Raw genomic sequence first — 23,070 nt, 5'->3', positions numbered from 1 at the left:
GCGCGGACAGCGAGGTGTGCGAGCACTGCGGTGCCGGTACGGGGATCGCCGCCGCATCGCCCCCGGAATCCCGCCCCGGCTCCCGTTCCCGTTCCCGGGACCGTGATGAGCAGGGCCGGGCCCGCAACGCCCGGCCGCGGGACGGGCTGGGCCGCCCGCTGCCCTACGACTCGCCCGGCGTGGCGCGGCAGCCCGAGGGGGTGCCGCGCACTCCCGAGCAGGCCCTGACCGAGGCGCAGCGGCTGCTGGACGAGGGGATGCCGTTCCATGCGCATGAGGTGCTGGAGGACGCCTGGAAGGCCGCACCGGAGGCGGAGCGCGGGCTGTGGCGGGGGCTGGCCCAGCTCGCGGTGGGCCTCACCCATGCGGCGCGGGGCAACGCCACGGGTGCCGTGGCGCTGCTCGACCGCGGCGCGGGCGCCATCGCCCCGTACGCGGACTCCGCTCCGTACGGCATCGACATCGCCGGACTGGCCCGCTGGGCAAGGGACTTGACGGGCAGGCTGCCGGAGCTCGGCGGCCCGGTTCCGGCGGCCGGGACGGCGCCCCGGCTGCGCACCGGGGCCGCGTAGGCCGCACAGGCCGCACAGGCCGCACAGGCCGCGTAGGCAGGGCCGTTGGCCCGATACCGGGGCCGGGGCCGGACCGGCCCCGGCCCCGGCCCCTCAGGCAGGCCTCAGGCCTTCCCCTCCGGCGGGCCCCCGCGGCGGCGGCCGTGCCGTCGCCAGGCGAGCGTGCCGACCAGCGCGAGCGCCAGGGCGCCGACACCGCCGCTCCACAGTGCGGTGGCGGAGTTCCTGGGCGTGTCGTGGTCGGCCTTGGTGGCGACCGTGGTCATGGTGCGGGTGGTGCGGGTGGCTCCCTTGGGGCCGCTGGTCACCGGGCGTCGCACGGCACGGTCCTCGGGAGCTGTCGCGGTCCGGCTCTCGGGGGCGGCACGTACCGCGCGCAGGGCGTCGATCGGGCGGGCCTTGCCGGCGCTTTCGAAGCCCCAGTCGAGGAGGGCTCCGGCCTCCTTGTAGACGGCGTTGTACTCGCCGGACCGCGGGTTCATGACCGTGACCAGCAGCGTACGGCCGTCCCGCCGGGCGGCGGCGATGAGGGTGTTGCCGGCGTGGGTGGTGTAGCCGTTCTTGACGCCGATGATCCCGGGGTAGGGGGTCAGGCCGTGCGTACCGGCCAGCATCCGGTTGGTGTTCTCGATCTGGGTGAGGCCGTCGCGGGTGGGGAAGCGGGCGCGGGCGGTGGCGCAGTAGCGCGCGAACTCGGCGTTGGCGAGCCCGGCGCGGCCGAAGACGGTCAGGTCGTACGCCGAGGAGAGCTGGCCCGGCGTGTCGTAGCCGTCCGGGGATTTCACCGTGGTGTCCCGGGCGCCCAGCCTGCGGGCGGTCTTCTGCATCTCCTGGGCGGTGGCATCCCAGCCGCCGTTCATCGAGGCCAGGACGTGCACGGCGTCGTTGCCCGAGCGGAGGAAGACGCCGCGCCACAGGTCGGCGACCCGGTAGCTCTCGCCTTCCTCGACGCCGACGAGGCTGCTGCCGTCGCCGACGCCGTCCAGGTCCTCGGCGCTGACCCGGCGGACCGAGCCGGCCGGGAACTTCGGCAGCGCAGTGACCGCGAACAGCGTCTTGAGGGTGCTGGCCGGCGGGAGCCTGCGGTGCGGCGCCTTGGCGGCGAGGATGTCGCCGGTCTCCACGTCGGAGACCATCCAGGACCGGGCCGACAGGCCGTCCGGCAGCTCGGGCACACCGGGGGCGGCGGCGACGCGGACGTCCGCGCCCGGCGCGGCGGGCCGACGGCTCGCGGGCCCGGCGGCTGCGGTGTGGGCCGCGGCCGGTATGGACGTCAGGGTGATTCCGGCGGCAGCGAGCGCCGCGACCGCGGCGGCCTTCGTGGTTTTCAGCGCGTCGGTTGCCATGCCGTCACGCTAAGAACGGCCGTTGCGGCCCGCAGCGTGGGTGCGCCAGACGGACCACGGGGCGGGGGCCCGCTCGGCGTGTCGCGTCGCGGAGGGGCGATGGGCCCTGCCGTCGTCTCGCGGGAGACGGTGTCGCATCTGCAAACGACGGCCCGCCCGGTGCGACGGGGGATGCACACCGGGCGGGCTCAAGACCTTTCTACCGCATCGGCGGGTGGTTATGCCTCAAAAACCTGTTCGTTTCTCGTTTCCCAGGCCACCGGCAGCGAAATCAGGCCATGTGCGCGCAGGGCGCGTCGGTGCTGCAACGACTCCTTCGGAACGGCCAGTCGCAGGCCCGGGAACCGGCCGAGGAGCGCGCCGAGCGCGGTCTCGGTCTCCATCCGGGCCAGCGGCGCGCCGAGGCAGTAGTGGATGCCATGGCCCAGCGCCAGGTGTCCGGAGACGTCCCGGCCGTGGTCAAAAGTGTCCGGATCGGGGAAGCGGGCGGGGTCGCGGTTCGCGGAAGCGATGCCGAGCAGCACGCTGTCGCCCGCCGGGATCCGCACCCCGCCGATCTCCAGGTCCTCCTTGGCGAAGCGCCGGATCGCCAGCGGCGCGGGACCGTCGTGGCGCATGAACTCCTCTACCGCGGTGCGCAGCTCGGCCGGATTGCGGCGCAACCGGTCGCACAGAGCGGGGCGTTCGAGCAGGGTGAGGGTGGCGTTGCCGATGAGGTGGACGGTGTTCTCGTACCCGGCGAAGAGGATGAGGAAGGCGAGCGAGGTCAGCTCGTCCTCGGTGAGCCGGTCGCCTTCCGTCCCGGTGGCGTCGTCGCGCACCGCGATCAGGTCCGAGAGCAGATCGTCGCCGGGCTCCGCGCGCTTGGTGGCGATCAGGCCCGCGAAGAACGCCAGCATCGCCCCGACCGACTGCTTCATCAGCTCCGGCCTGCCGGGGTCGGGGGTGATCAGGGCGTCCGTCCAGGCCCGGAAGTCGTGCCGGTCGCGCTGCGGGACGCCGAGCAGATCGCAGATCACGATGATGGGCAGCGGCCCCGCGTAGTCGGCGATCAGATCGGCCCGGTCGCCGCGTTCGGCCATGGCGTCGAGGAGTCCGTCGGCGACCCGTCGTACGGGCTCCCGCAGCGCGTCGACCCGCCCCGGGGTGAACGCCTTGACCACCAGGCGGCGTACGCGGGTGTGGTCCGGCGGATCCATGTTCAGCAGATTGGCGTCCAGCGCCGGCGGCAGCGCGAGACCGCGAAAACTACCGGGCGTGGCATGGCGCTTGTCCAGGGCGAGCTTCGGGTCGGCGAGGGCGCGGCGGACGTCGTCGTAACGAGTGACCAGCCAGGCGGGGTTGCCGTCCGCGCCGGTGATCCGGTGCACCGGGCCCGCCTCGCGCAGCGCCGCGTAGGCGGTGTGGGGATCGTCGAGGAGGGGCGTCACGTCGATGGGGGCGTCGGGGCCGGTCTCGGCGGTGTTCTGCATGGGGCCCGACTCTAGACGGACGGCTCCCGGCGCTTCGGCGGCGGGACGCGGACGGCAACGGGCGGGGCGGCACCGGCGCCTACGATCCCGTGCCGCCCCTGTCGTACGGGTGGCCCGGACCCCCGTGCCGGGCCACCCCGTCTGTGTGGTCGCGCCGCCGCTAGCCGCGCGCCAGGGAGCTGCGCTGCCGCAGCTCGGTGAGCACGGTCTCTATCAGGGGCGAGTGATAGACATCCGCGACCAGCGCCAAATGCTCGTATTCCGCGGAGAGTTCGGCTCCTCCGGGGTGCTTGGCCGTCCCGGCGGACGTCCCGCCCGCCGCCTCCGCGACGACCACCACGCTGTCGGCGCCATGGGCGGGCACATGGCCCACCGCGCGGTTCTCCAGCCCGCGACGCAGCGCGGCAGCCTCGGCGACGGCGGCCAGCTGACGGTCGTCGAGCGAGACGGCGCGGGCCCGTTCGCGGGCGATGTCGACGGCGTCGGACTCGACATGGCGGCGGATGCCGCGCTGGACGTCCCGGATCTCCGCCATCTGGCGGTTGGCGCGCCATTCGAGGTCGGCGAACGGCCAGCGGACGGTCCAGTTCGACCGTTCCATGGTGACCTCGGGAGTCCCTGCGGTGACGGTCCGCCAGAGCGGGGAGAGGCGACGGAGCCGGCGCCAGGCGGCGGCGCGGGGACCGGCGGCCGGGAGGGCGAATCCGGCGAGTACGAGGATCGCCGCGACCGAGGCGCTGAGCGGGGCCACGCCGTTGGACAGCCAGGGCGCCGGGTGGCCGGCCCAGGACAGGACGAAGCCGATGACCTTGCAGGCGCAGTAGACCAGGCCGAGCCAGCAGCCCGCGGCCAGCATCCGCAGGCCCCGGGCGAGCCAGGAGGCGCCGAGCCGGGTGGCGTAGCGCGGGCAGAGCGTCCCCAGGGCCGCCAGGCTCGATCCGAAGATGGCCAGATACAGCACCAGGAAGAGCATCACACCGGGAGAGTTGGTGTAAGCGGTGCTGAAGTCGCGGGGGTGCTCGACCGCATCGGGGCGGCCGACCGCGAAGCCGACGATCGCCACCGCCCACAGCGCGGCCACGCTCACGACGGCGGCGCGCGTCTTCGTCCGCGCGCGGGCCCGGCCGGCCTCGCCCTCGCCGGCCGTCCAGCGCAGCAGCAGCACCAAAGCGCCCGCGGCGAACACCACGACGGAGGAGTAGAGGAAGACCATGGCGAGATTGGCCACGCCGACCAGCCGGTCGAACCAGCGGTAGAGGCTGGGCGCGGAGAAGAGGAAGACCGTCGCCACCCCGCCCGTCATCAGGCAGGCGAGGCCCAGGTCGGTATTGCCGCGGTCGCGGAACCAGGCGGCCGATTTATAGCCGACGATGGTCCAGGCGAGGGCTCCGAAGCAGAGGTAGATGACGTCAAACACGCCGCGGCCCCCCGTCCCCGGCCGCCTCGGCGGCCGCCTCTGCGTCGGCGTCGGTGTCCGATTCCTGCTGCTTGCGGATGTGCTGCAGCGCGGGGCCGAGCGCCGCGGCCAGCTCGGCCGCCTGGCCCTCCAGCGGGAGTTCGCGCTCCCCGGCCGACGGAGCGACGCGCTCCATCAGCAGCGTGCCCAGCACCTCGGTCTCCCGCTCGGCGACGTTGTCATAGCCGTGGTGCCGGGCGAAGCCCGCGGTCAGCCCCATCCGGCGCATGGCGGTGGCGACATCGACCGACGGGGTCCACAGCCGCAGCGCGTCCTCCGTAATGGCCGGATCCTGCGCATGCCCCAGCAGGAGATGGCCCAGCTCGTGCAGCACGATGTGTGCCTGGTGCCAGGGGGACGTCTTGAGCTCGAAGAAGATCCAGTAGCCGTCATCCGTGGATGCCGTCATCCCCGACACCACCCCGCCGAGGCTCATCGGCACCATATGGACGGGCCGTTCCACACGCGCGGCGACGATGTCGCACATCCCCCGCAGATCGATGGAGGCGGGCAGCGCCAGCTCCTTGATCAGCTGCTTGCACCGCCTGCGTATCTGCCCCACTCGCATGCTCGTCCCGTCCTCGTGTCCGGCCCGCCGCCAGATGGCGAAGATCTGGTCACACTCGGCGGTCCCCGTCCGATCGCCGGTCGGTTCGCCCGCCGGTTCGTCTGTCGGACCGCCTGTCGCCTCACTCCGCACGCCGCTCACCACCCTGATCCGGCGGATCGGCCGGCAGATTCATCTGCTGCCGGAACTGGGAGATGATCGTCGTCAGGCTCTCCTGCACCTCCGGCGGCAGCCCGACGGAGCGCAGCGCGATGGCCCGCACCCGCTGATCGCGCATCGCCGCCAGGAAGCGGACCTCTTCCGCCACTCGCGCGGCCTGCGGTTGCGAGAGGTCGCCCAGCAGATAACCGACCGGTACGGCAAAGAACTTGGCCAGCGCGCGCAGCAACTCCGGGCTGGGGTTGGTGCGTTTGCCGTTGCGCAGCATCGACAGATACTGCTCGGTGACCTTGACCCCGCCGTATTCGGCCGTCTCACCGCTGATCTCGTCGGCCACAAACGCGTTGGTGTACGGAGCCCCGGCCGGGTGCATATGCGCGAAGAGATGGTTGAGCCGTTCCGCGAGCGGGCTGCTCGCCCCCTTGGGCCGGCCGTCGCCCCCCACTGTCATCCCCACCGTCCTCCGGACTCCTCCGGGTCCCGTGCGGTCGGTGGCCCAACGGGCCGAGCCCAACGAACAGTTAAGGGCCCCGGAACCTCTGTCCTCATCCTTTCATGGGACGAACGCCCCGCACCAGTCCACTTACGGACAGTGAGGCCCGACGAACTTAACCGGGAGTTGAGTTCACTCTGCGCGCGCACCGGAGCGGTCCGGGGCCGCCGCGGTCGTCGTCGACACCCTCCGGGGTCACCGGAGTTCGGCCGTCGTGAGCAGTCTCAGCTGGGCCTCCACCCACGCCGCGACCATCGCGTCGGGCTCGCCCTCCGCCACGGCCCGGGACAGCGCGCCGACCAGCCCTCCGGCGGTGTGCAGCCCCACGGCCGACAGGGCCGCCGCCGCATCGCCGAGGCGGCGGCGGACGCCGGGCGGCACCTGACGCAGGCCGTGGTGGGCGGCGTCGGCGCAGCCGGCGAGGGCGGTCCGCAGGGCGTCGTCGACGGGGTCGCACGGGCCGTGGTCCTCCTCCGGGGCGGCGCCGAGGTCCGTATCGCCGTCGCCCGGCGCGAGATCGGGCAGGACGGGGCCGTCATCGGTCAGTACGGCCAGGGGGCGCAACGTGATGCGGCCTCCGGAGCGGTGGACCGGGCCGCTGAGGTAGCGGGGGGTGCCGAACTCGCCCTCCAGGGCGGCGGCCAGGCAGTCCAGCGCCGCCGGGCAGGCGGCATCGTAGGTGGCCGAAATCAGCGCCTCCGTCCCCTGCTCGTCGGCGAAGACGGCGTCGAGGCGCTGGTCCCCGGGGTCGTAACCGATCGTCCGTACCTCGGCGACCGGTACGGCCCTGACCAGTTCGGCCTCGACTCTGGGGCGGAGCACCTTCGGCGGGAGTCCGGCGAGTTGGCGCTCCAGGGCGGCGAGGCCGGGGGCCGTCACGGATGCGGGCAGACCGCCCCACGCCAGGCCGTCGCCCAGCGGGGTGACGCTCGTCCGGGCGACCCGGCCGGGCGCCAGACGGACGATCCGGCTCGCGCTGCGGGACGCGGACTCGGTCACCACCTGGCCGGTGGCCAGGGAGCGCAGCGGCACGCCGCTGAGCCTGCGGGTGGCGAGCCGTGCGCCGGTCAGCGGCCGGTCCTCGCCCTCGGGGACCGGCCAGTGCTTGCGGAGCACCAGGACCGTGCCGCTGTCGGGGTGCGCGAGGAACACCTCGGCGGTGCGCTCGGTGGCGCTGCCGCCGATCCGGCAGCCCAGGCCGGTGAGGTGCACGCGGCGCAGCGGTGTCTCGGCGGGCTCGTCGCTGCCCAGGACCCGGGAGCGGGGGCCGGCGCCGCCGTTGACGGTCGCCCGGTGCCGGGCGTGGATCTCGGTGAGGAGCTCCGCGAGGCGTTCGGGGCGGTGCACGGTGGTGCGGTCCCGGTAGGCGTCCAGCTGCTCGACGAGATCGGTCAGCGCGGCGGCCGGCCAGCGCAGGCCCTGCCGTTCCAGGCTGCGGACGGCGCGGCGCAGCGAGGCCGTCGCCACGGCGCCCGTGTGCGCGGCGCCGTCGAGCAGCAGCTCATCGGCCAGGGCGACCACGGCCGCCAGGCCCGGGGCCGCCCCGGCGGCGGGCTTCTCGGCGGCGCCTCCCACGTCGAGCCGGACGTCGTCGGCGTCCAGGCCACGTGCGTCCGCCGCCCGGAACGCCCACACCGCGAGGACGACCATCTCGTGACGGGCGGTATCGGCGGCGTCGGTATGGGCGTAGCGCACCTCGCCGGGCACCAGGAAGCGGACCGTGCAGGAGCGCAGTTCCGCGCGCGCCACGGGATCGGCGGGCGTGGGGCGCACCAGCCGCGCCGGGAAGCCCGCGGTGAGGGTGCGGCGGGCGGCGGCCAGGGCCGGCGCGCCGTACAGGGCGGTCAGGGTGGCGTCGTCGACGCCGCCCGGCGACCAGGGGGTGAACGGCGCCGGCTCCGCCTCGGCCCGCGGCCGCCCGAACTGCCGTTGATACGCCAGGACCAGGCCGATGCGATGACGGCACACGCCGGGCGCCGCGCAGCTGCAGGACGCCGCCTGGAGATCGGTGTCGGGAGGCAGCGCGGCCGTCACACCGTCCTCGAACGCGCCCCGCACCGTACCGTCCGCGCCGACCTCGATGGCCGGCGCCGTCCCGGCGTCGAGGGCCTTGGCGGCGCGTTTGACCAGGCCGCGGTTGGCGAGCGCGGCGAGCGCGTCCGGGGTGAGGGTGAGGAGGTCGTCGCGGGTCATCGGCCCAGCCTTTCCGCGACGAACGCCGCCAGCTGCCCGGGGGTCATGGCGCCGATATGGGCGCCGGTGTCGGCCAGCCGCTGCGCGAGGTCGTGGTCGTAGTCGGGGTTGGCCGCCTCGTCCAGTGCGGCGAGCCCGAGCACCTGCGTGCCTTGCTGCACCAGCTCGCGCACCGTGCGGACCAGCCATTGCGCGTCGCCGCCCTCATAGAAGTCGGTGACCACCGCCAGGATCGTCCGGCGTGGGTTGTCGATGAGCGAGGCACCGTACGCCACCGCCTTGGCGATGTCCGTGCCACCGCCCAGCTGCGTGGTCATCAGCAGCTCCACCGGGTCGGTGACGTCGTGGGTGAGGTCCACCACGCCGGTGTCGAAGGCGATGAGGTGCGTGCGCAGTCCCGGCAGGCCCCACAGACAGGCGGCGGTCACCGCCGAGTGGATCACCGAGGAGGTCATCGACGCGGACTGGTCCACCAGGAGGATCAGCTGCCACTGCTCGACATGGCGCCGGGTCCGGGCGAAGAACCGGGGGTTCTCGATCGCCACACGGCGTGCCGCGGGGTCGTAATGCGCGAGGTTGGCGCGGATGGTGGCGTGGAAGTCGAAGTTGCGTGCCTGCCGGAAACGGCTGGGCCGACGGGCCCGGGTGCCGGCGAAGGACTGCCGGATCTCGGGCTTGAGCCGCTCCATCAGCTCACGGACCACCGCTTCGACGATGCGCCGGGCGAGCGCCAGCACCTGAGGGTTCATCAGATGCTTGGTGCGCAGCACGGCGCGCAGCAGGGTGGCGTTGGGCTCGATACGGGCCAGGACGTCCGGGTCGGTGACCACTTCCTGGATCCCGTACGTCTCGACGGCGTCCCGCTCCAGCCGCTCGATGGTCTCCTTGGGGAACAGCCGGTGGATGTCGTCGAGCCACTCCACGGTCGTGAGCACGGAGGGCTCATCGCCGCCGGCCCGTTCCCTGGCGCGGCCCGTACCGTCGGTGGCGTCCGTGCCGTCGTCGCCCTCTGCGCCGTCCGCGCCGCGCAGTCCGCCGATCCGGATCTGGCGTCGCGCCCGCTCCGGGTCGCGGCCGTAGAGCCACTCCAGCGCGGCGTCGCGGTCGGCGTCCTCGCCCTCCGGCGCGCCCGTACGGCGCCAGGCCGGGGCGCCGAGGATCAGCCGCCAGCGTTCGATCTCCGGATTCGGCGCGGTCATGATGTCCCCCGTGCGGTCGTGATGTCTCTTGTGCCGGGTGTGCCGGGGGCGATCGGGCCGAGCCCTTCTGCGGCCAGGACACGGGTCACCCGCTCCTCCAGGGCCATCGCCTCGGCGGCCACCAGGGGGTCGGCCACCGTCCGGGTCAGCGCCCTGGGTGAGCCGCGCAGCCCCCGGCGGTCCAGCAGTCCGCCGGCGATCGTCTCCCGTTCGCGGGGCGGGAAGTACGCGAACGCCTGGCGCAGGGCGGGCAGCGCCACCAGGAACTCGTCCCCGGTCATGGCGGCGACCACGGTGTCGAGCGCCCCGAGGACGCCTTCGCCGCCGCCCGTACCGCCGTCGGCCAGCACCTCGCTCCTGGCCAGCGCGAACAGCCCGGCGAGCCAGTCGCCCAGCACCTCGGGGCCGGCCGTACCGGCGAGGGCCTCGGCCGGGTCGAGGCCAAGGCGGCCGCCGCCCTCACGGGCGTCTTCGTCGTCCTCGCCTTCGCCGACGCTCTCCAGGGACCAGCACAGCCCGAAGGCCGCGCCGCGCAGATCGGGCGGCGCCGATGTGTCCGCGCTGATCCGGCGCGCGGTGGCCAGCGCCGGCGCCCGGTCCAGTCCGAGTTGCCGCCCGGCGTGCACCAGCGCGTCCCGCGTCGCCGCCAATGCGGACAGCCGGGCCCGGTCGGCGGGCGCGGGGCCGCCGTGCACGCCCTCGGCCAGCCACAGGATCCGGGTGACGGCGGCCCCGATGACGGCGCCCAGCAGCGGGCTCCCGGCCGCTCCCAGGAGGCGGTCGTGCCGCCACAGGCCGAGCGCGGCGCCCAGCGCCCTGCCGAGCCCGCCCAGATCCACCGCCTGCGCGATCCCGGCGTCGACGGCTTCGAGCGCACCCGCGGACAGCTCGGCGAGACCGCACAGCGCGGCATCGAACAGCACCCCGGCGAGCCGCCCGGCGTCATTGCCGGCATCGGCGATCCGCTCCCGCAGCACCGCCGCCGCGGCGTCCCGCAATGTGGCGCCGTAGGCTCCCGCCTCGATCAGCCGGGGCAGGCGCCGGTCGGAAGGGGACAGCTGCCAGCGCTCGTTGAGCACCAGCTCGGCTCCGGTGTCCGGCCCCGACTGCCGTACGCATCCCGGGATACCGAGCACCTGCAGCCGGTGCAGGACGCGGCTGCGGCGCAGGCCCCGGTCGTCGGCGAGGTCCAGGGTCAGGGCCGACGAGGCCGTGGCGGCGAGCCCGAGGCGTTCGAGCTCCGCGGTCGCGTCGTGGACCAGCGGCGGCGTCGGGGTGTCCGGGTGGAGCCGGCCGACCCGGTCGCCGCTGAACGCCGCCATCAGCTCCGCCACGACGGGGTGGGCGCCCGGGGCCAGCGGGCCGCGCGCGGCCCACGGCAGCCGCTGCCCGAGATCGTCCGAGACCAGCGTCCCGGCCAGGCCGTCCAGCACATCGGTACGGAACGGGATGCGATGGCCGCGCAGCCGCGCGAGCCCCTCGGTCATGGTGCGCGCCGCGATCAGATCCGCCGTGGACACCACATGACCGCGCCGCCGCAGCCGGGCCACGGATTCCGCCGCCAGCCCCTCGGCGGCGGCCCGCGCCCCGCTCTCCCACAGCCGCTGGTAGTACTCCGGGGACGGCATGCCCGACTGATAACCGGCGAAGGCGTCCAGCCGCCGGAAGGAGTACGGCACGAGGTAACTTGCCGCCACCGCCTCATCGGGCGGCCTCGGCACCTCGGGCCAGTCGTCCTCCCCCGTCGTCTCCGCGTCGCACAGGGCGCGCAGCGCCGGCTGGTGGAAGCCGCCGGTCACCACGACGACCGGCCGGCCGGCGGCCTCGGCGACCGCCGCCCTGACCCATCGCGCCATATACGCCTCGCGCGCCAGGTCCTCCTCGCCCGCGCGCTCCTCCCCGCGGATCAGGTCGAAGTAGGCCGAGAGCCGCTCGTCGAGCCCCTTCCCGAGGCCCTCCGCGCCGTCTCCTCCTCCGCCGTCCCCCTGGCCGTCTCCTTCACCGCCGGCCTCGAAGAGGTGATCCCACAGGGCATCCTCATCGTCGATCGCGAAGGTCTTGCAGAGGTGCGCGACCGCCTCCGCACCCCAACGGTCCGCGTCCGCATAGCGGTTGCGGCGGCGCGCGAACGCCGGATGCCAGGCCGGGAGGTCGATGAACCGCACCTCGGCGCCGCACTCCCGACCCGCGGTGAGCGCCACCCACTCCGGGGAATACGCACAGAACGGCGTCCAGGAATTCTCGTACCGCTCGCCGTCCCGGTAGGAGCTGAACACCGCGATCGGCAGCTCATGGTCGAGCAGCAGCTCGTCGATCCGGCCGTTGACGTCCGCGGGCCCTTCCACCAGGACGAACGCGGGGCGCAGCGACTCGATGGTCGAGGCCACCAGCCGGGCACAGGCCGGGCTGTAGTGGCGGACCCCGACGAAGGTGGCGGTCACCTGCTCCTCACCGTCCCCTCACCGGTCCGGGAGGAGGTGGCGGGCGCGGTGCAGGGCCTTCCACTGGGCGCCCTTCTTCCGCGGCACCCGCTGCTCCAGGTAGCGGCGCAGCCGGGCGAGGTCCTCGGCGTTGTCCTTCGCCGCCGTGCCCGCCAGGCACTCCACGATGTCGGCGGGCGTGCCCGCCTCCCCCCGCAGATACCAGCCACGCAGGCCCACGGCATGCGCGACCGAGACCGCCTCGGCGGTACTCATCACCGTGGAGAGCCGGTCCGTGGATCCGCCGCCGTCCGCCTCCGCGCTGCCGGTGCGCAGCTCACGGAACGCAGTGACCAGCACCTCCAGGACGTCCCGGGGCGCCGGTATCGCCACCCCGGAGCGCCGCAGCAGTGTGTTGGCCTCCCGCTCGACCAGGTCGAGTTCGGTGGCCAGGTCGGCGATGGGGAACACGGTCTCGAAGTTGAAGCGGCGTTTGAGGGCCGCGCTCATCTCGTTGACGCCGCGGTCGCGGGTGTTGGCGGTCGCGATGACGTTGAACCCCTCGGTGGCGAACACCATGCCGTCGGCGCCGGTCAGTTCGGGAATCGCGAGCGCCCGCTCGGACAGCAGCGAGAGCATGGAGTCCTGGACCTCCAGCGGACAGCGGGTGATCTCCTCGAACCGGACGACCTTGCCCTCGGTCATCCCGCGGAGCATCGGCGCCGGCACCAGGGACCGCGGGGACGGCCCCTCGGAAACCAACAGGGCGTAGTTCCAGGAGTACTTGATCTGGTCCTCGGTGGTGGCCGCACCGCCCTGCACGGTGAGCGTGGACTCTCCGCTGACGGCGGCGGCGATCAGCTCCGACAGCAGCGACTTGGCCGTGCCCGGCTCGCCGACCAGCATGAGCCCGCGGCTGGTCGCCAGGGTGACCAGGGCGCGGTCGACCAGGGCGGAGTCGCCGACGAACTTACGGCTGACGCCGCGCTTGTCGTCCCCGACGATGAACCGCCGGGCGGCGTCCAGGCTGAGGGCCCAGCCGGGCGGCCGGTGGCGGTCGTCCGTGTCGCGGAGCCGGGCGAGTTCGTCCGCGAAGCGGACTTCGGCGGGCGGCCGCTGGGCGGACGCGGATTCGGTGGATCCGGGCGTGGATCCCGGCGCGGATCCCGGCGCGGATCCCGGTGTGGATCCCGGTGTGGATACGGGTGGTGATGTCACGGTGTGGTGCCTCGCGGTTCGGAAGATCGGCGCGGTCGTCGGGATCGGCGCGGTCGTCGGGATCGGCGCGGTTCAGGTGTGCGGCACGGTCAGCGGCTCGGGACGGCCAGGGGCCCGTCCCGGTCGGGAGCCGGCCCCGGTCAGGAGTCCCTGCCGGTCAGGCGTCCGCCCCGGTCAGGTCGATGAGGTCGGTAAGCAGTTCGCTGACGGTCACCGGGTCGAGGTCGCCGAAGGTCCGCGCGGGACGCGGCTTCCGGCGCCGCCCGTCCTCGGCGAGGTCACGGATCGTGACGCCGGTGAGGGCCTGCTCGGGTCGCTCGTAGGGCGCCCGGACGACGATGCCCGGGTCCAGCCCCACCGCCACGGAGAGGCCGCCGGGTATCTCGCGGGAGATCCACGGCTGTACGCCGCCGTCCTGGGGAGCGGCCCGCCGCCACCCGCGCTTCTCCAGGCCGAGGACCGCGCCGGTCGGCACGGTGAGGTGCTGGAAGCGCGCGAGATCCGTGCCGCCGCGCTCGTCGTCGGACAGCGCATGGACGGGCCGGTCGAGCTGGGCGAACGGCTGGAGGATCTCGTAATCGGCGAAGACCTCCGCCCAGTTGTGCTCCGCGGCCAGGTGGACGGGATGAAGGATGCCGATCCTTGCCGCGTCCGGAAGGGCGAACGCCTCGTCCTCGATGTCGGCGAGGGTACGGTCCTCCGCCAGGCGGAAGTCGCGGCGGGTGTCGCCGTACTCGGCGGTCCACAGCACCCGCCGGGCGAGGTGCCACAGCAGGGGGTGGTCCGCGAACGTCGCGCGGAACTCGGCCGGGGACCAGCGGTGCTGGGACACCATGGCCCGCTCCATGCGCCGGATCTGGTCCGCGGCGACCACCCGCACGTCCTTCTTCAGCCCGGTGAACCGCCGGTGTGCGAGCGGCCCGAGGACCTGGTCGTCGCGCACGCCGGGCCTGGGCAGACTCTTGCGCCGCTTGCCGTCCTCATCCGTGACATACGGCCGGAGCTGCTCATCGAAGCCTGCGGTGAACCGGCGCCGGCCGTAATCGACGATCAGGCTGCCGTCCCGCTCCAGACCGAAGCCGGGCACCAACCGCTCGGTGAGCTGCTCCGCGGTCAGCCCCCGCTCATCGGCGAGCCGGCGGAGATGGTCCCAGGCCGTCTTCTTGACGCTGTTGTGCCTGGTCCGCTGGGCGATCCCGCTCAGATGCATCAGCGCGACGTCATTGCCGATGGCGGCCAGCACATCGACGCCGGCCATCGCCTTGCGGTAGTGGCCCTGCCGCGGCCAGGTGCGGATGAGGTGGGTCAGCTCGCGGGCCGTCTCCTCGCCGCCGAGCCGCTCCAGCGCGGCCAGTGCCCAGGCCGGCGCCTCGGCGCTCTGCCGGAACAGCGCCCACACGAATTCGTCCAGCGACGCCGGTTCGCACAGCTCCTTGACGACGTCGATGCCGGCATCCGCCGCCCCCGCGGGGCCCGCCTCACCGGGCCGGGCCACGGCGAGCATCCTCACCAGATGCCGGGCGGCCGGCACCGGCAGTGCCAGGCGGCTGCCGCGCACCAGCACCTGCGGCAGCAGATGGACATCGATCTCGTCGCCCGGGGCCGGCTCCCCGCCTGCGGCCTCCGCGCGCCCCCAGGGCGGGTCCACCAGCAGGTCGGGCAGCGTCTCCGGCGCCGCCTCCGCCACCCATTCCCTGGCCCGCATGGCCGACCCGATCGTCTTCCGGGCCCTGTCGGGCAGGGTCGGCACCACGTCCTCGACCAGGGCGGGGTGCGCCTTGAGGTGCTCCCGCAGCAGCCGTCCGGCCATGCGCGCCCTACGGGAGGCGCCGGTGGCCGAGTCGGCCAGCAGCCGCAGCGCCCGCACCGGGAACCGCCTCTTCGCCTCCAGTACGGCCGCATGGACACCCGGCCGCCCGAGCCGGGAGGCGAGCGCGCCGAACGCCTCGTCGCCGGGCGTGGCGGCCAGCACGTCGTAGATGGCGTTGAGGTCCCAGGGAAGGGGGACACGATTCTCATCGAGCAGTGTGACCAGCGTCGGTGCCATCGCGGGGCCGCCGACGCCCTCGGCAACGGTGTGTACCACCGGAGGAATCTGCAGCCAGGCCTCGCCCTGCCGCTCCCGCAGCAGCGTGAACTGTTCCGCCGAACTCAGCGCACACACCAGGAGGGGTGACCAGCGCGCGTAATTGGCCGTCAACGGGGTGGCGACCAGCTCGTCCGACCAGTCCGTCCGGGTCGGCACCAGGTAGGAGACGACGACCCGCTGATACTGGGTCAGCCGGTGGTCCGCCAGCGCGGCGACGACCTCCTGGTATTCGGCCTCGCCGGCGGCGGCCAGCAATTCCCTCGTCCGGCGGGCGGCCCCTTCGATGTCCTCGAAGCCGGAGGCGGAGTTGTCATCGTCCAGGACCGTCACCCAGCCGTCGAACGTCGGCTTCTTGGGCCTGTCCAGGACGAGTACGCGGCTGAGCTCCGCGGTCGCCACGGCGGCGAAGAGCAGCCCGTGCTGCCCGGCCCAGGCATCCGTGAAGCCCTCGCACTTCTCTTCGTCCCACCCCGACATCGACCAGATGGCCGCCGCGACCACGGCCGCACCCAGGGGATCCGGCTCGCCGTTCAGATGGGCACGCGCCGCGTCCGCCATCGCCTTGTCACTGGAGGAGTGGTCCAGGACCCCGTCCAGATCGGTCCGGATCTTCGCCAGCCTGCGCCGGATGGCCCCCGCCGCACGGGAGTCGATCTCGACCGGCGGCCCGGCGATTCCCCCACGCCGCGGATGGACCCGCTCGCGCCACGCCTCAGGAACGACGAAACTGTCCTCCCCCGCGGCCCCGTCCCCGACGTCGCTCACCCGCTCCGACCGGCCCATTCGCGCCTCCCCCGTTGCCTATCAACATCGTTGGCGCCAAGACTAGTTGGGGGGTCTGACAATGACCGTCGCGGTCGGCGTGCTCTCGCGTCGGCGTGCTCGCGTACCGGCCTCCTCGCGTACCGGCGTCATGCGCCGGCCCCACCCCGCCCCGGGCCAACGGCACAACAGAGCAAGGAGCTCGCATGCCTCGGCAAAGCCCGCCGAACGCACAGCAAGCGCACGCCGAACGCACGCCGAAAACACCTCAAACGCACTTCAGGGGCCATCCGAAGATGGCCCCTGAAGTGACAAAACAATCCGACTTCACTGTCGGGACGACAGGATTTGAACCTGCGACCCCTTGACCCCCAGTCAAGTGCGCTACCAAGCTGCGCCACGTCCCGTTTGCCCGTTCCGGCCGGGAGATGCCCCGGACCGACCGCGCACGAGAACAATACCCCATGTCAGAGGGTGGGCGCCGCCACATTCCGGCGCGGCGGACCGGCGCGGTGGGTGCCGCAGATGAGTACCCGTACTCATGCGCCCCTGTCACGGCGCCGCCACGCTACGCGCATGACTACTCCATCCATTCAGCGGCCGACGACCACGGCGTTCTTTGTGCAGGCCGCGACCTCGTTCGGACTGTCGCTGGTGGCGCTGATGATCGGGATCATCAAGCTGCCGGTCGGGCCCTGGGAGCGCGGGTTTCTCGCACTCGGGCTGATCTTCGTGGTGTCGTCGGCATTCACGCTGGCCAAGTGCGTACGCGACCGGCAAGAGGTCGCCGAGGTGACGAACCGGGTGGACAAGGCCCGGATCGACAAGATCCTCATCGAGCAGGACGTCTTCAATTCGACCCAGGCCTGATTCCGGCGACCCGGGGCGCGGAGAGGGATCCGCGCCCCGGGCTTGACCTCAAGGAAACTTGAGGTTGCAGGCTCTGTGGCATGACGAACGCAGCCATCACGCCGCCCCTCCCCGCCCCCACCACCACGGCCGGATTCGACGAACTTCCCACTCTCATGAGCCTGATGACGGGCGATGAGAAGCACGGGCCGGCCGCGACCTCCACCCTCGACGCCCTCTGGGTGCTCTACGACCGGGTGCTGCGGGTCTCCCCCGCCACCGCCGAGGACCCCGACCGGGACCGCTTTCTGCTCTCCAAGGGCCACGGCCCCATGGCCTACTACGCCGTGCTGGCCGCCAAGGGCTTCTTCCCCTCCGACTGGCTGCCGGGCTTCGGCTCGTACGACTCGCCGCTCGGGCACCACCCCGACCGGATGCTCGTACCGGGCGCGGAGATCGGCAGTGGCTCGCTCGGGCACGGGCTGCCGCTCGGCGTGGGCACCGCCCTCGGGCTGCGGGCGCAGGGCCGGACGCGACCGGCCGTCTGGGTGCTGATCGGCGACGCCGAACTGGACGAGGGCAGCAACCACGAGGCGCTGGCCTACGCGGGCGCCACCGGCCTGGACCGGCTGCACACCCTTGTCATCGACAATTCCTCCGCCTCGCACGGCCGGCCCGGCGGCATCGCCGCCCGCTTCGAGACCGCCGGCTGGTCGGCGACCACCGCCGACGGCCGCGACCACGAGGCGCTGTACGAGGCCTTCACCGCGCCGCACCCGGGCCGCCCCCGTGCGGTGGTCGCCCGCGTCGAGCCCAAGACCGGCTGACGGCCCGCCTCCTTCCGCGCCTCCAAGCCTCCGCGTTTCCACGTTTTTCGTGCTCTCAGCGCTTCTGTACTTCGAAAGGGACCCAGTGATGGACACCATGCGTGAGCGTTTTGCCTCGGTCACCTCGCGGCTGCTCGACGAGGACCCGCGGCTCGCGGTCGTGCTCGCCGAGATCGGCAGGGACGGCTTCGCCGATGCGGCCCGGCGGCATCCCGACCGGGTGGTGAACGTGGGTATCAGGGAGCAGCTGATGATCGGGGTGGGCGGCGGGCTGGCGCTCACCGGGATGCGGCCGATCCTGCACACCTTCGCCAGCTTCCTGGTGGAGCGCCCCTTCGAGCAGGTGAAGCTCGACTTCGGCCACCAGGGCGTGGGCGGGGTGCTGGTGAGCGCCGGCGCCTCGTACGACTGGCCCAGCGGTGGCTTCACCCATATGGCGCCCGGTGATGTCGGCCTGCTCGACACGCTCGACGGCTGGACGGTGCATGTGCCCGGCCACCCGGACGAGGCCGAGACGCTGCTGCGGCAGGCCGCGGCGGCCGGTGACGACAAGGTGTACGTACGGCTGTCCGTGCAGGTCAACCAGGCAGCGCGGCCGGTGGACGGAGCCCGGTTCCGGACCCTGCGGGAGGGGCGCGGCGGGGTGGTGGTGGCGGTCGGGCCGATGCTGGACCCCGTACTCACCGCGACCGAGGGGCTGGATGTGACCGTGCTGTACGCGACGACCGTGCGGCCCTTCGACGCGCAGACGCTGCGGACCGCCACCGGGGCGGCCGACGCCGCGCAGGTGGTGATCGTGGAGCCGTATCTCGCCGGGACCTCCACCCGCTTCGCGAACGACGCGCTGGAGGACCGCCCGCACCGCGTACTGGGTCTGGGCGTCGGCCGTCAGGAGCTGCGCCGCTACGGCGGGATGGACGAGCACCTGGCCGGGCACGGTCTCGACCCGCGCAGCATGCGGGAGCGGATCGCGGGCTTCCTGGGGCAGTAGGGGGCGCGCCGCCGGAGCACGGCGGCGCGGGGCCCGCTCACCGCCTCAGACGTGCTCACCGCCTCAGACGTGCTTGTCGAGCCACGCCAGCAGATCGCCGTGGACCTCGTCCCGGTTGGTCTCGTTGAGGATCTCGTGGCGGGCGTCCGGGTACGCCTTCCAGGTGAGGTCGCGGGTGCCGACGTAGCGGAAGTCCTCGAGGAGTTCGTGGACCAGGGTCATGTGCTGGTGGCAGGGGTCCTGGTCGCCGACGGCGATATGGACGGGCAGGCCGCGGGGGATGCGGGCCAGATGGGCGGGGTCGTTGATCTTGCGGATGGCCTGCACCCAGTCGAGGGCGAGGCCCGCGCAGAAGGGGAAGCCGCAGTCGTCGTCGGCCACGTAGCGGTCGACCTCGGCGGCGTCGCGGGAGAGCCATTCGTAGCCGGTGCGGTGGGGGAAGGCGTCGTTGAAGGAGCTGAAGGTGCGCGGGATGAAGGGCGAGAGGTGGCTGCGGCCGTGCGCGGCGATCTCCTGGTCCAGCTCGCCGACGGCGGCGTCGATGTCCAGGCCGGGCAGCGTGCGGAAGGTGCCGGAGAGGATCAGTCCGGCGAGGTCCGCGCCGTACTCCTGGGCGTAGTCGCGGGCCAGCATCGAGCCCATGCTGTGGCCGAGCAGGACCAGGGGGACACCGGGATGGGCGGCGGCGGCATGGTTGCCGATGCCCTTGAGGTCGGCGACGATCGCCCGCCAGGCGTCCTCGGCGACCACACCGCGGCCCCCGGTGGCGGGCGCGGTGCCGCCGTGGCCGCGGTGGTCGGAGGCGATGACGCCGTAGCCGTGGCCGGTCAGAAAGCGGGCGACGGCGTCGTAGCGCCTGCCGTGTTCCGCGGCGCCGTGGGCGATCTGGACGAGGGCCCGCGGCCGGCCGGACTCCGGGAGCCAGGTGTACGTGGCGATGCGGGCACCGTCCGGGGCCTGGTGGAAGTCCTGCTGCATGGCCTGCATGGCGTCGTCTCCTGACTGCCGGGGGTGATGGCTGAGAGTCGTCGGGCCCACTCTCGCGCTCCCGGCGGCGGTCCGCCAAGGGGCGCGCGCCACGGTTGACCCCGTACCCGCGCGACATGACACGATCGGCCGGTTCTTCCCCGGCTCCTGTGCGCAACCCCCTTATCCAGGAGGATCGTTGGATACCGCAGACCCTTCCGAGGGCGCCCGCCGCTCGCCCGGCTCGCCCGATTCCCCCGCCGCGCCCCTTCGTCCTTCGCCGCTGTCCCGCCGCAGGTTTCTCCAGGGCACGGCGTCGGCGGCCGCCGTGACCGGGCTGGCCGGGGCCGCACCCGCCGCCGCCTGGGCCCAGGACGCCCGCTTACCCGGTACGGTGCTCTCCTTCACCGCCGCCACCAATGGCGCGGCCTCCCTCTCCCCGGCCGGCGACCGGCTGGTCGCCGAGGTCCAGGACGTCCTGTGGTCGCTGCCGCGGGCGGGCGGCGACGCGGTGGCCCTGACCCCGCCCGGCCTGGAGCCCACCCGCCCGGTGCACTCCCCCGACGGCCGCCGGATCGCCCTGTGTGCCTATCGGGACGGCGGCTTCCACCTGTGGATGCTGGGCGCCGACGGCACCGGCCTGGAGCAGCTGACCGACGGCCCCTGGGACGACCGCGGCCCGGCCTGGTCCCCCGACGGGACCCGGATCGCGTTCTCCTCCGAGCGGGGCGGTGACGCGGTGGCGGGCGGCCCGTACCGGATCTGGGTGCTGGAGGTGGCGACGAAGCGGCTGACGCGGGTGACCGGGCTGTCCGGTCAGGACGGGCCGCACCAGGACGGCGCCTGGGAGGACTTCGATCCCTGCTGGTCACCGGACGGCTCCCGGATCACCTTCGTACGGGGCCGGGTCACCGGCGCCACGCTGACCTCCCGCACGGTGGCCTCGGTGTCCGCCGACGGTGGCGGCGCGGTGCGCACCGAGCACACCGAGACGGCCGCCGCCGAGGTGATGGCGCCCGCGCTGTCCCCCACCGGGCGGCTGGCGTACCTGCGGACCACCGACTATCCGGGCCCCACCTGCGCCCTGGTGGTGGACGGCGCCCGGGTCGAGGTCGACGGGGACGTGGAGCCGGTGCCGCCGCGCTGGGTCGCGCGGGACGCCCTGCTGCTGACGGTCGGCGGCCGGTTCCGGATCGTCCCGGTGGACGCTCCGGCGCGGGCCGAGACCATTCCGTTCCGGGCGGAACTGCCGCTGGACCGCCCGCGCTACCGCGTCAAGGACTACGGGTTCGAGCGGGCGGAGACGGGTCCGGTGCGCGGGGTGCATCTGCCCGCGCTCTCCCCCGACGGCCGCCGGATCGCCTTTGCCGCCCTCAACTCCCTCTGGATCGCGCCCACTTCGGGCAGCGGCGCACCACAGCGGATCGTCCGGGCCGCGCCCACTCGGTACGTCCTGGCGCCGAGCTGGTCACGCGACGGCCGGGCGCTGGTCTACGCGGACGACCGGGACGGGCTGTTCGCGGTGCGCCGTCACGAGCTCGCCACCGGACAGGAGACGGTGCTGGCCACCGGAGGCCGGGTGCAGCCGGCGCTGTCGCCGGACGGCGGGCGGCTGGCCGCGCTCGACATGTCGGGGAATCTCGTCGTGCGCACCCTGGCGGACGGCACGGAGAAGGTACTGGCCGCGCCGATGGGCGGCGGCGGGCTGCCCGGCCGCCCCAGCTGGTCGCCCGACGGCCGCTATCTGGCGTACTGCGACCGCAATCGCCTCAACCATCGCTTCCGCGAGGGCTACAACGTCATCCGGGTCCTCGACACCGAGACCGGTCAGGGCCGGCTGTACGCGGCCGCCGAGCACCTCTCGATCGCCGACCGCTACGACTCCGGGCCCGTCTGGTCCCCGGACGGGCGATGGATGGCGCTGATCGCCGAATCCGCGCTGTGGGTGCTGCCGGTACGGGCCGACGGCACGCCGGACGGTGCGCCGCGGCAGCTGACCGAGGAGAGCGCCGACCACCCGTCGTGGTCCGGGGACTCCGGCACGCTGTCCCTGCTCTATCTCTCGGCCGGAAAGCTGCGGCTGATCGGCATGGACGGCGGCCCGGCCCGGACCGTACGCGTACCTCTGGAGCGGCACCGGGCACCGGCCCGGGACACCGTCGTCCACGCGGGCCGGTTCTGGGACGGCACCGGGGAGGAGGTCCGCGAGGACGTCGATGTGGTCGTACGGGACGGGCGGATCACGGCGGTCGAGCCGCACCGGGCGACCCGCGCGGGCGCGGCCCGGCGGGTGGACGCCTCCGCGCAGACCGTGCTGCCCGGCCTGTGGGACGCGCACACCCATCCGTGGCAGACGACCTACGGCGGCCGGCAGACGGCGCTGCAGCTGGCGTACGGGATCACCACCGCGGTGTCCTGCGGCGGCTTCTCGTACGAGCAGGCCCGCATCCGGGAGGCCGTGGCGGCCGGGGCGCTCACCGGGCCGCGGCTGCTGACCTGCGGGGAGCTGCTGGACGGCGGCCGGGTCGCGTACAGCATGGGGCGGGCGCACGGCACCCGCGCCGGGCTGCGGCGTTCGCTGGCGCGGGGTGCGGCCCTGGAGTGGGACTTCGTCAAGACCTATGTGCGGGCGCCGGGCTGGGTGATGGCGGAGGCCGCGCGCTTCGCCCACGAGCGGCTCGGCGTCCGCGCGGGCAGCCATCTGCTGTCCCCGGGCGTACAGCTGGGCCAGGACCTGACCACCCATCTGCAGGCCACCCAGCGGGTGGAGTTCGGGCACGCCGTCTCCGGTTCCGCGCACTCCTATCAGGACGTCGAGGAGATCTACACCGGCACCGACTTCCACCTTCTCGCGACGCCGTTCTCGGCGGCCGCGCTGCTCGGCGACGATCCCTCCCTGGCGGACGACGACCGGGTGCGGAGGCTGATGCCGCCCTGGGACGCCGCCGTCGTACGGGAGGACGCCGGGCACCGGCCCACACCGGCCCAGCTGGCCGACATCGGGACCGAAGTCGCCATCTACCGGCGGGTGCTGGACGGGGGCGGGCTGGTGGCGCTGGGTACCGATCAGCCCCTGTCGCCGGTCGGGCTGTCCCTGCATCTGTGTCTGCGGGCGCTGCACCGGGGCGGGATGGGCGTGGCCCGGACGCTGCGGACGGCGACCGCGCTGCCCGCCAAGGTGTTCGGCGCGGAGCGGGACCTGGGGACGCTGGAGGTCGGCAAGCTCGGCGATATGACGCTGGTGGACGGCGATCCGTTCGCCGATTTCGCCTCGCTGGTGCGGATCTCGGCGGTGCTGCGGGGCGGACGGGTCGTCGAGCGGCGGGAGTTGGTCGATTCCTTCCCGGCGCACGGCTCGCCCTCGCCGCCCGAGTCGCCCGCCTCGCCCGCGGACCGGTCGGCACGGTCCGCGCACGCGGCCGTCGACTGGCTGGAGGTGGGCCGGCAGCAGCGTCGCGAGTCCTGCTGCGGCGCCGGGCACTGAACGGGC

16 protein-coding genes and 1 tRNA gene are annotated in these 23,070 nt (G+C 73.6%); 5 read left to right on the top strand and 12 right to left on the bottom strand.

What is annotated here, in order from left to right; all coding sequences use genetic code 11:
* The first annotated feature begins 44 nt into the window (after positions 1–44).
* Positions 45–572, top strand: a complete 528-nt coding sequence (locus AC5677_RS33285) for a DUF309 domain-containing protein (protein WP_497196849.1) — start codon at positions 45–47, stop codon at positions 570–572.
* A gap of 104 nt (positions 573–676) precedes the next feature.
* Here AC5677_RS33285 and AC5677_RS33280 read toward each other — a convergent pair whose 3' ends face one another.
* The 11 genes from AC5677_RS33280 to AC5677_RS33230 form a co-directional block, all read right to left on the bottom strand.
* Positions 677–1,918: a D-alanyl-D-alanine carboxypeptidase family protein gene (locus AC5677_RS33280; RefSeq protein ID WP_497191591.1), complete on the bottom strand. Its 1,242-nt coding sequence runs from the start codon at positions 1,916–1,918 to the stop codon at positions 677–679.
* 218 nt (positions 1,919–2,136) lie between these two features.
* A complete protein-coding gene (locus AC5677_RS33275) occupies positions 2,137–3,390 on the bottom strand; it encodes a cytochrome P450 family protein (RefSeq protein ID WP_497191590.1) in 1,254 nt (417 codons plus the stop codon).
* Positions 3,391–3,550: 160 nt separating this feature from the next.
* Positions 3,551–4,807, bottom strand: coding sequence for an MAB_1171c family putative transporter (locus AC5677_RS33270; protein ID WP_497191589.1), 1,257 nt, complete (start codon positions 4,805–4,807; stop codon positions 3,551–3,553).
* Entirely contained in the window at positions 4,800–5,408 is a 609-nt protein-coding gene (locus AC5677_RS33265; RefSeq protein WP_497196848.1) for a hypothetical protein, read from the bottom strand. The genes AC5677_RS33270 and AC5677_RS33265 overlap by 8 nt, the downstream gene beginning before the upstream one ends.
* Before the next feature lie 127 nt (positions 5,409–5,535).
* The gene (locus AC5677_RS33260) at positions 5,536–6,024 is read right to left on the bottom strand and encodes a helix-turn-helix domain-containing protein (RefSeq protein ID WP_497191588.1); all 489 of its coding nucleotides are present in this window, start codon (positions 6,022–6,024) and stop codon (positions 5,536–5,538) included.
* A gap of 237 nt (positions 6,025–6,261) precedes the next feature.
* A complete protein-coding gene (locus AC5677_RS33255; RefSeq protein WP_497191587.1) occupies positions 6,262–8,259 on the bottom strand; it encodes a YehQ family protein in 1,998 nt (665 codons plus the stop codon).
* Complete coding sequence (locus tag AC5677_RS33250) at positions 8,256–9,458, bottom strand: VWA domain-containing protein (RefSeq protein WP_497191586.1); 1,203 nt, start codon at positions 9,456–9,458, stop codon at positions 8,256–8,258. Before AC5677_RS33250 ends, AC5677_RS33255 begins: the two co-directional genes overlap by 4 nt.
* Positions 9,455–11,899, bottom strand: a complete 2,445-nt coding sequence (locus tag AC5677_RS33245; protein ID WP_497191585.1) for a DUF5682 family protein — start codon at positions 11,897–11,899, stop codon at positions 9,455–9,457. Before AC5677_RS33245 ends, AC5677_RS33250 begins: the two co-directional genes overlap by 4 nt.
* Before the next feature lie 18 nt (positions 11,900–11,917).
* Positions 11,918–13,096 carry an ATP-binding protein gene (locus AC5677_RS33240; protein WP_497191584.1) on the bottom strand — a complete coding sequence of 393 codons (1,179 nt, stop codon included), beginning with the start codon at positions 13,094–13,096 and terminating at the stop codon, positions 11,918–11,920.
* 157 nt (positions 13,097–13,253) lie between these two features.
* Positions 13,254–15,968: a DUF4132 domain-containing protein gene (locus AC5677_RS33235; protein ID WP_497191583.1), complete on the bottom strand. Its 2,715-nt coding sequence runs from the start codon at positions 15,966–15,968 to the stop codon at positions 13,254–13,256.
* A gap of 312 nt (positions 15,969–16,280) precedes the next feature.
* Positions 16,281–16,354, bottom strand: a tRNA-Pro gene (locus AC5677_RS33230).
* Between the two features lie 169 nt (positions 16,355–16,523).
* Between AC5677_RS33230 and AC5677_RS33225 the strand changes: the two genes are divergently transcribed.
* From AC5677_RS33225 to AC5677_RS33215, 3 genes are all read left to right on the top strand, one after another.
* Positions 16,524–16,817: a YiaA/YiaB family inner membrane protein gene (locus AC5677_RS33225; RefSeq protein ID WP_497191582.1), complete on the top strand. Its 294-nt coding sequence runs from the start codon at positions 16,524–16,526 to the stop codon at positions 16,815–16,817.
* Positions 16,818–16,897: 80 nt separating this feature from the next.
* On the top strand, positions 16,898–17,623 hold the full coding sequence (locus AC5677_RS33220) for a thiamine pyrophosphate-binding protein (RefSeq protein WP_497191581.1): 726 nt from the start codon (positions 16,898–16,900) through the stop codon (positions 17,621–17,623).
* Positions 17,624–17,711: 88 nt separating this feature from the next.
* The gene (locus tag AC5677_RS33215) at positions 17,712–18,614 is read left to right on the top strand and encodes a transketolase family protein (protein ID WP_497191580.1); all 903 of its coding nucleotides are present in this window, start codon (positions 17,712–17,714) and stop codon (positions 18,612–18,614) included.
* A gap of 63 nt (positions 18,615–18,677) precedes the next feature.
* Here the strand turns inward: AC5677_RS33215 and AC5677_RS33210 are convergent, their stop codons facing one another.
* Entirely contained in the window at positions 18,678–19,601 is a 924-nt protein-coding gene (locus AC5677_RS33210) for an alpha/beta fold hydrolase (RefSeq protein WP_497191579.1), read from the bottom strand.
* 178 nt (positions 19,602–19,779) lie between these two features.
* Between AC5677_RS33210 and AC5677_RS33205 the strand changes: the two genes are divergently transcribed.
* Positions 19,780–23,064, top strand: a complete 3,285-nt coding sequence (locus AC5677_RS33205) for an amidohydrolase family protein (protein WP_497191578.1) — start codon at positions 19,780–19,782, stop codon at positions 23,062–23,064.
* Positions 23,065–23,070 lie beyond the last annotated feature (6 nt).

It is taken from the genome of Streptomyces sp. JLSY215 (assembly GCF_059682825.1).
The sequence above is the reverse complement of the archived record's forward strand: the minus strand, read 5'-3'. Positions and strand labels throughout refer to the sequence as shown.

Coding starts and splice junctions, on each gene's coding strand:
- AC5677_RS33280 (WP_497191591.1), bottom strand. CDS start 1,918: ATGGCAACCGACGCGCTGAAAACCACGAAGGCCGCCGCGGTCGCGGCG.
- AC5677_RS33275 (WP_497191590.1), bottom strand. CDS start 3,390: ATGCAGAACACCGCCGAGACCGGCCCCGACGCCCCCATCGACGTGACG.
- AC5677_RS33260 (WP_497191588.1), bottom strand. CDS start 6,024: ATGACAGTGGGGGGCGACGGCCGGCCCAAGGGGGCGAGCAGCCCGCTC.
- AC5677_RS33255 (WP_497191587.1), bottom strand. CDS start 8,259: ATGACCCGCGACGACCTCCTCACCCTCACCCCGGACGCGCTCGCCGCG.
- AC5677_RS33250 (WP_497191586.1), bottom strand. CDS start 9,458: ATGACCGCGCCGAATCCGGAGATCGAACGCTGGCGGCTGATCCTCGGC.
- AC5677_RS33235 (WP_497191583.1), bottom strand. CDS start 15,968: ATGGGCCGGTCGGAGCGGGTGAGCGACGTCGGGGACGGGGCCGCGGGG.
- AC5677_RS33225 (WP_497191582.1), top strand. CDS start 16,524: ATGACTACTCCATCCATTCAGCGGCCGACGACCACGGCGTTCTTTGTG.
- AC5677_RS33220 (WP_497191581.1), top strand. CDS start 16,898: ATGACGAACGCAGCCATCACGCCGCCCCTCCCCGCCCCCACCACCACG.
- AC5677_RS33215 (WP_497191580.1), top strand. CDS start 17,712: ATGGACACCATGCGTGAGCGTTTTGCCTCGGTCACCTCGCGGCTGCTC.
- AC5677_RS33210 (WP_497191579.1), bottom strand. CDS start 19,601: ATGCAGGCCATGCAGCAGGACTTCCACCAGGCCCCGGACGGTGCCCGC.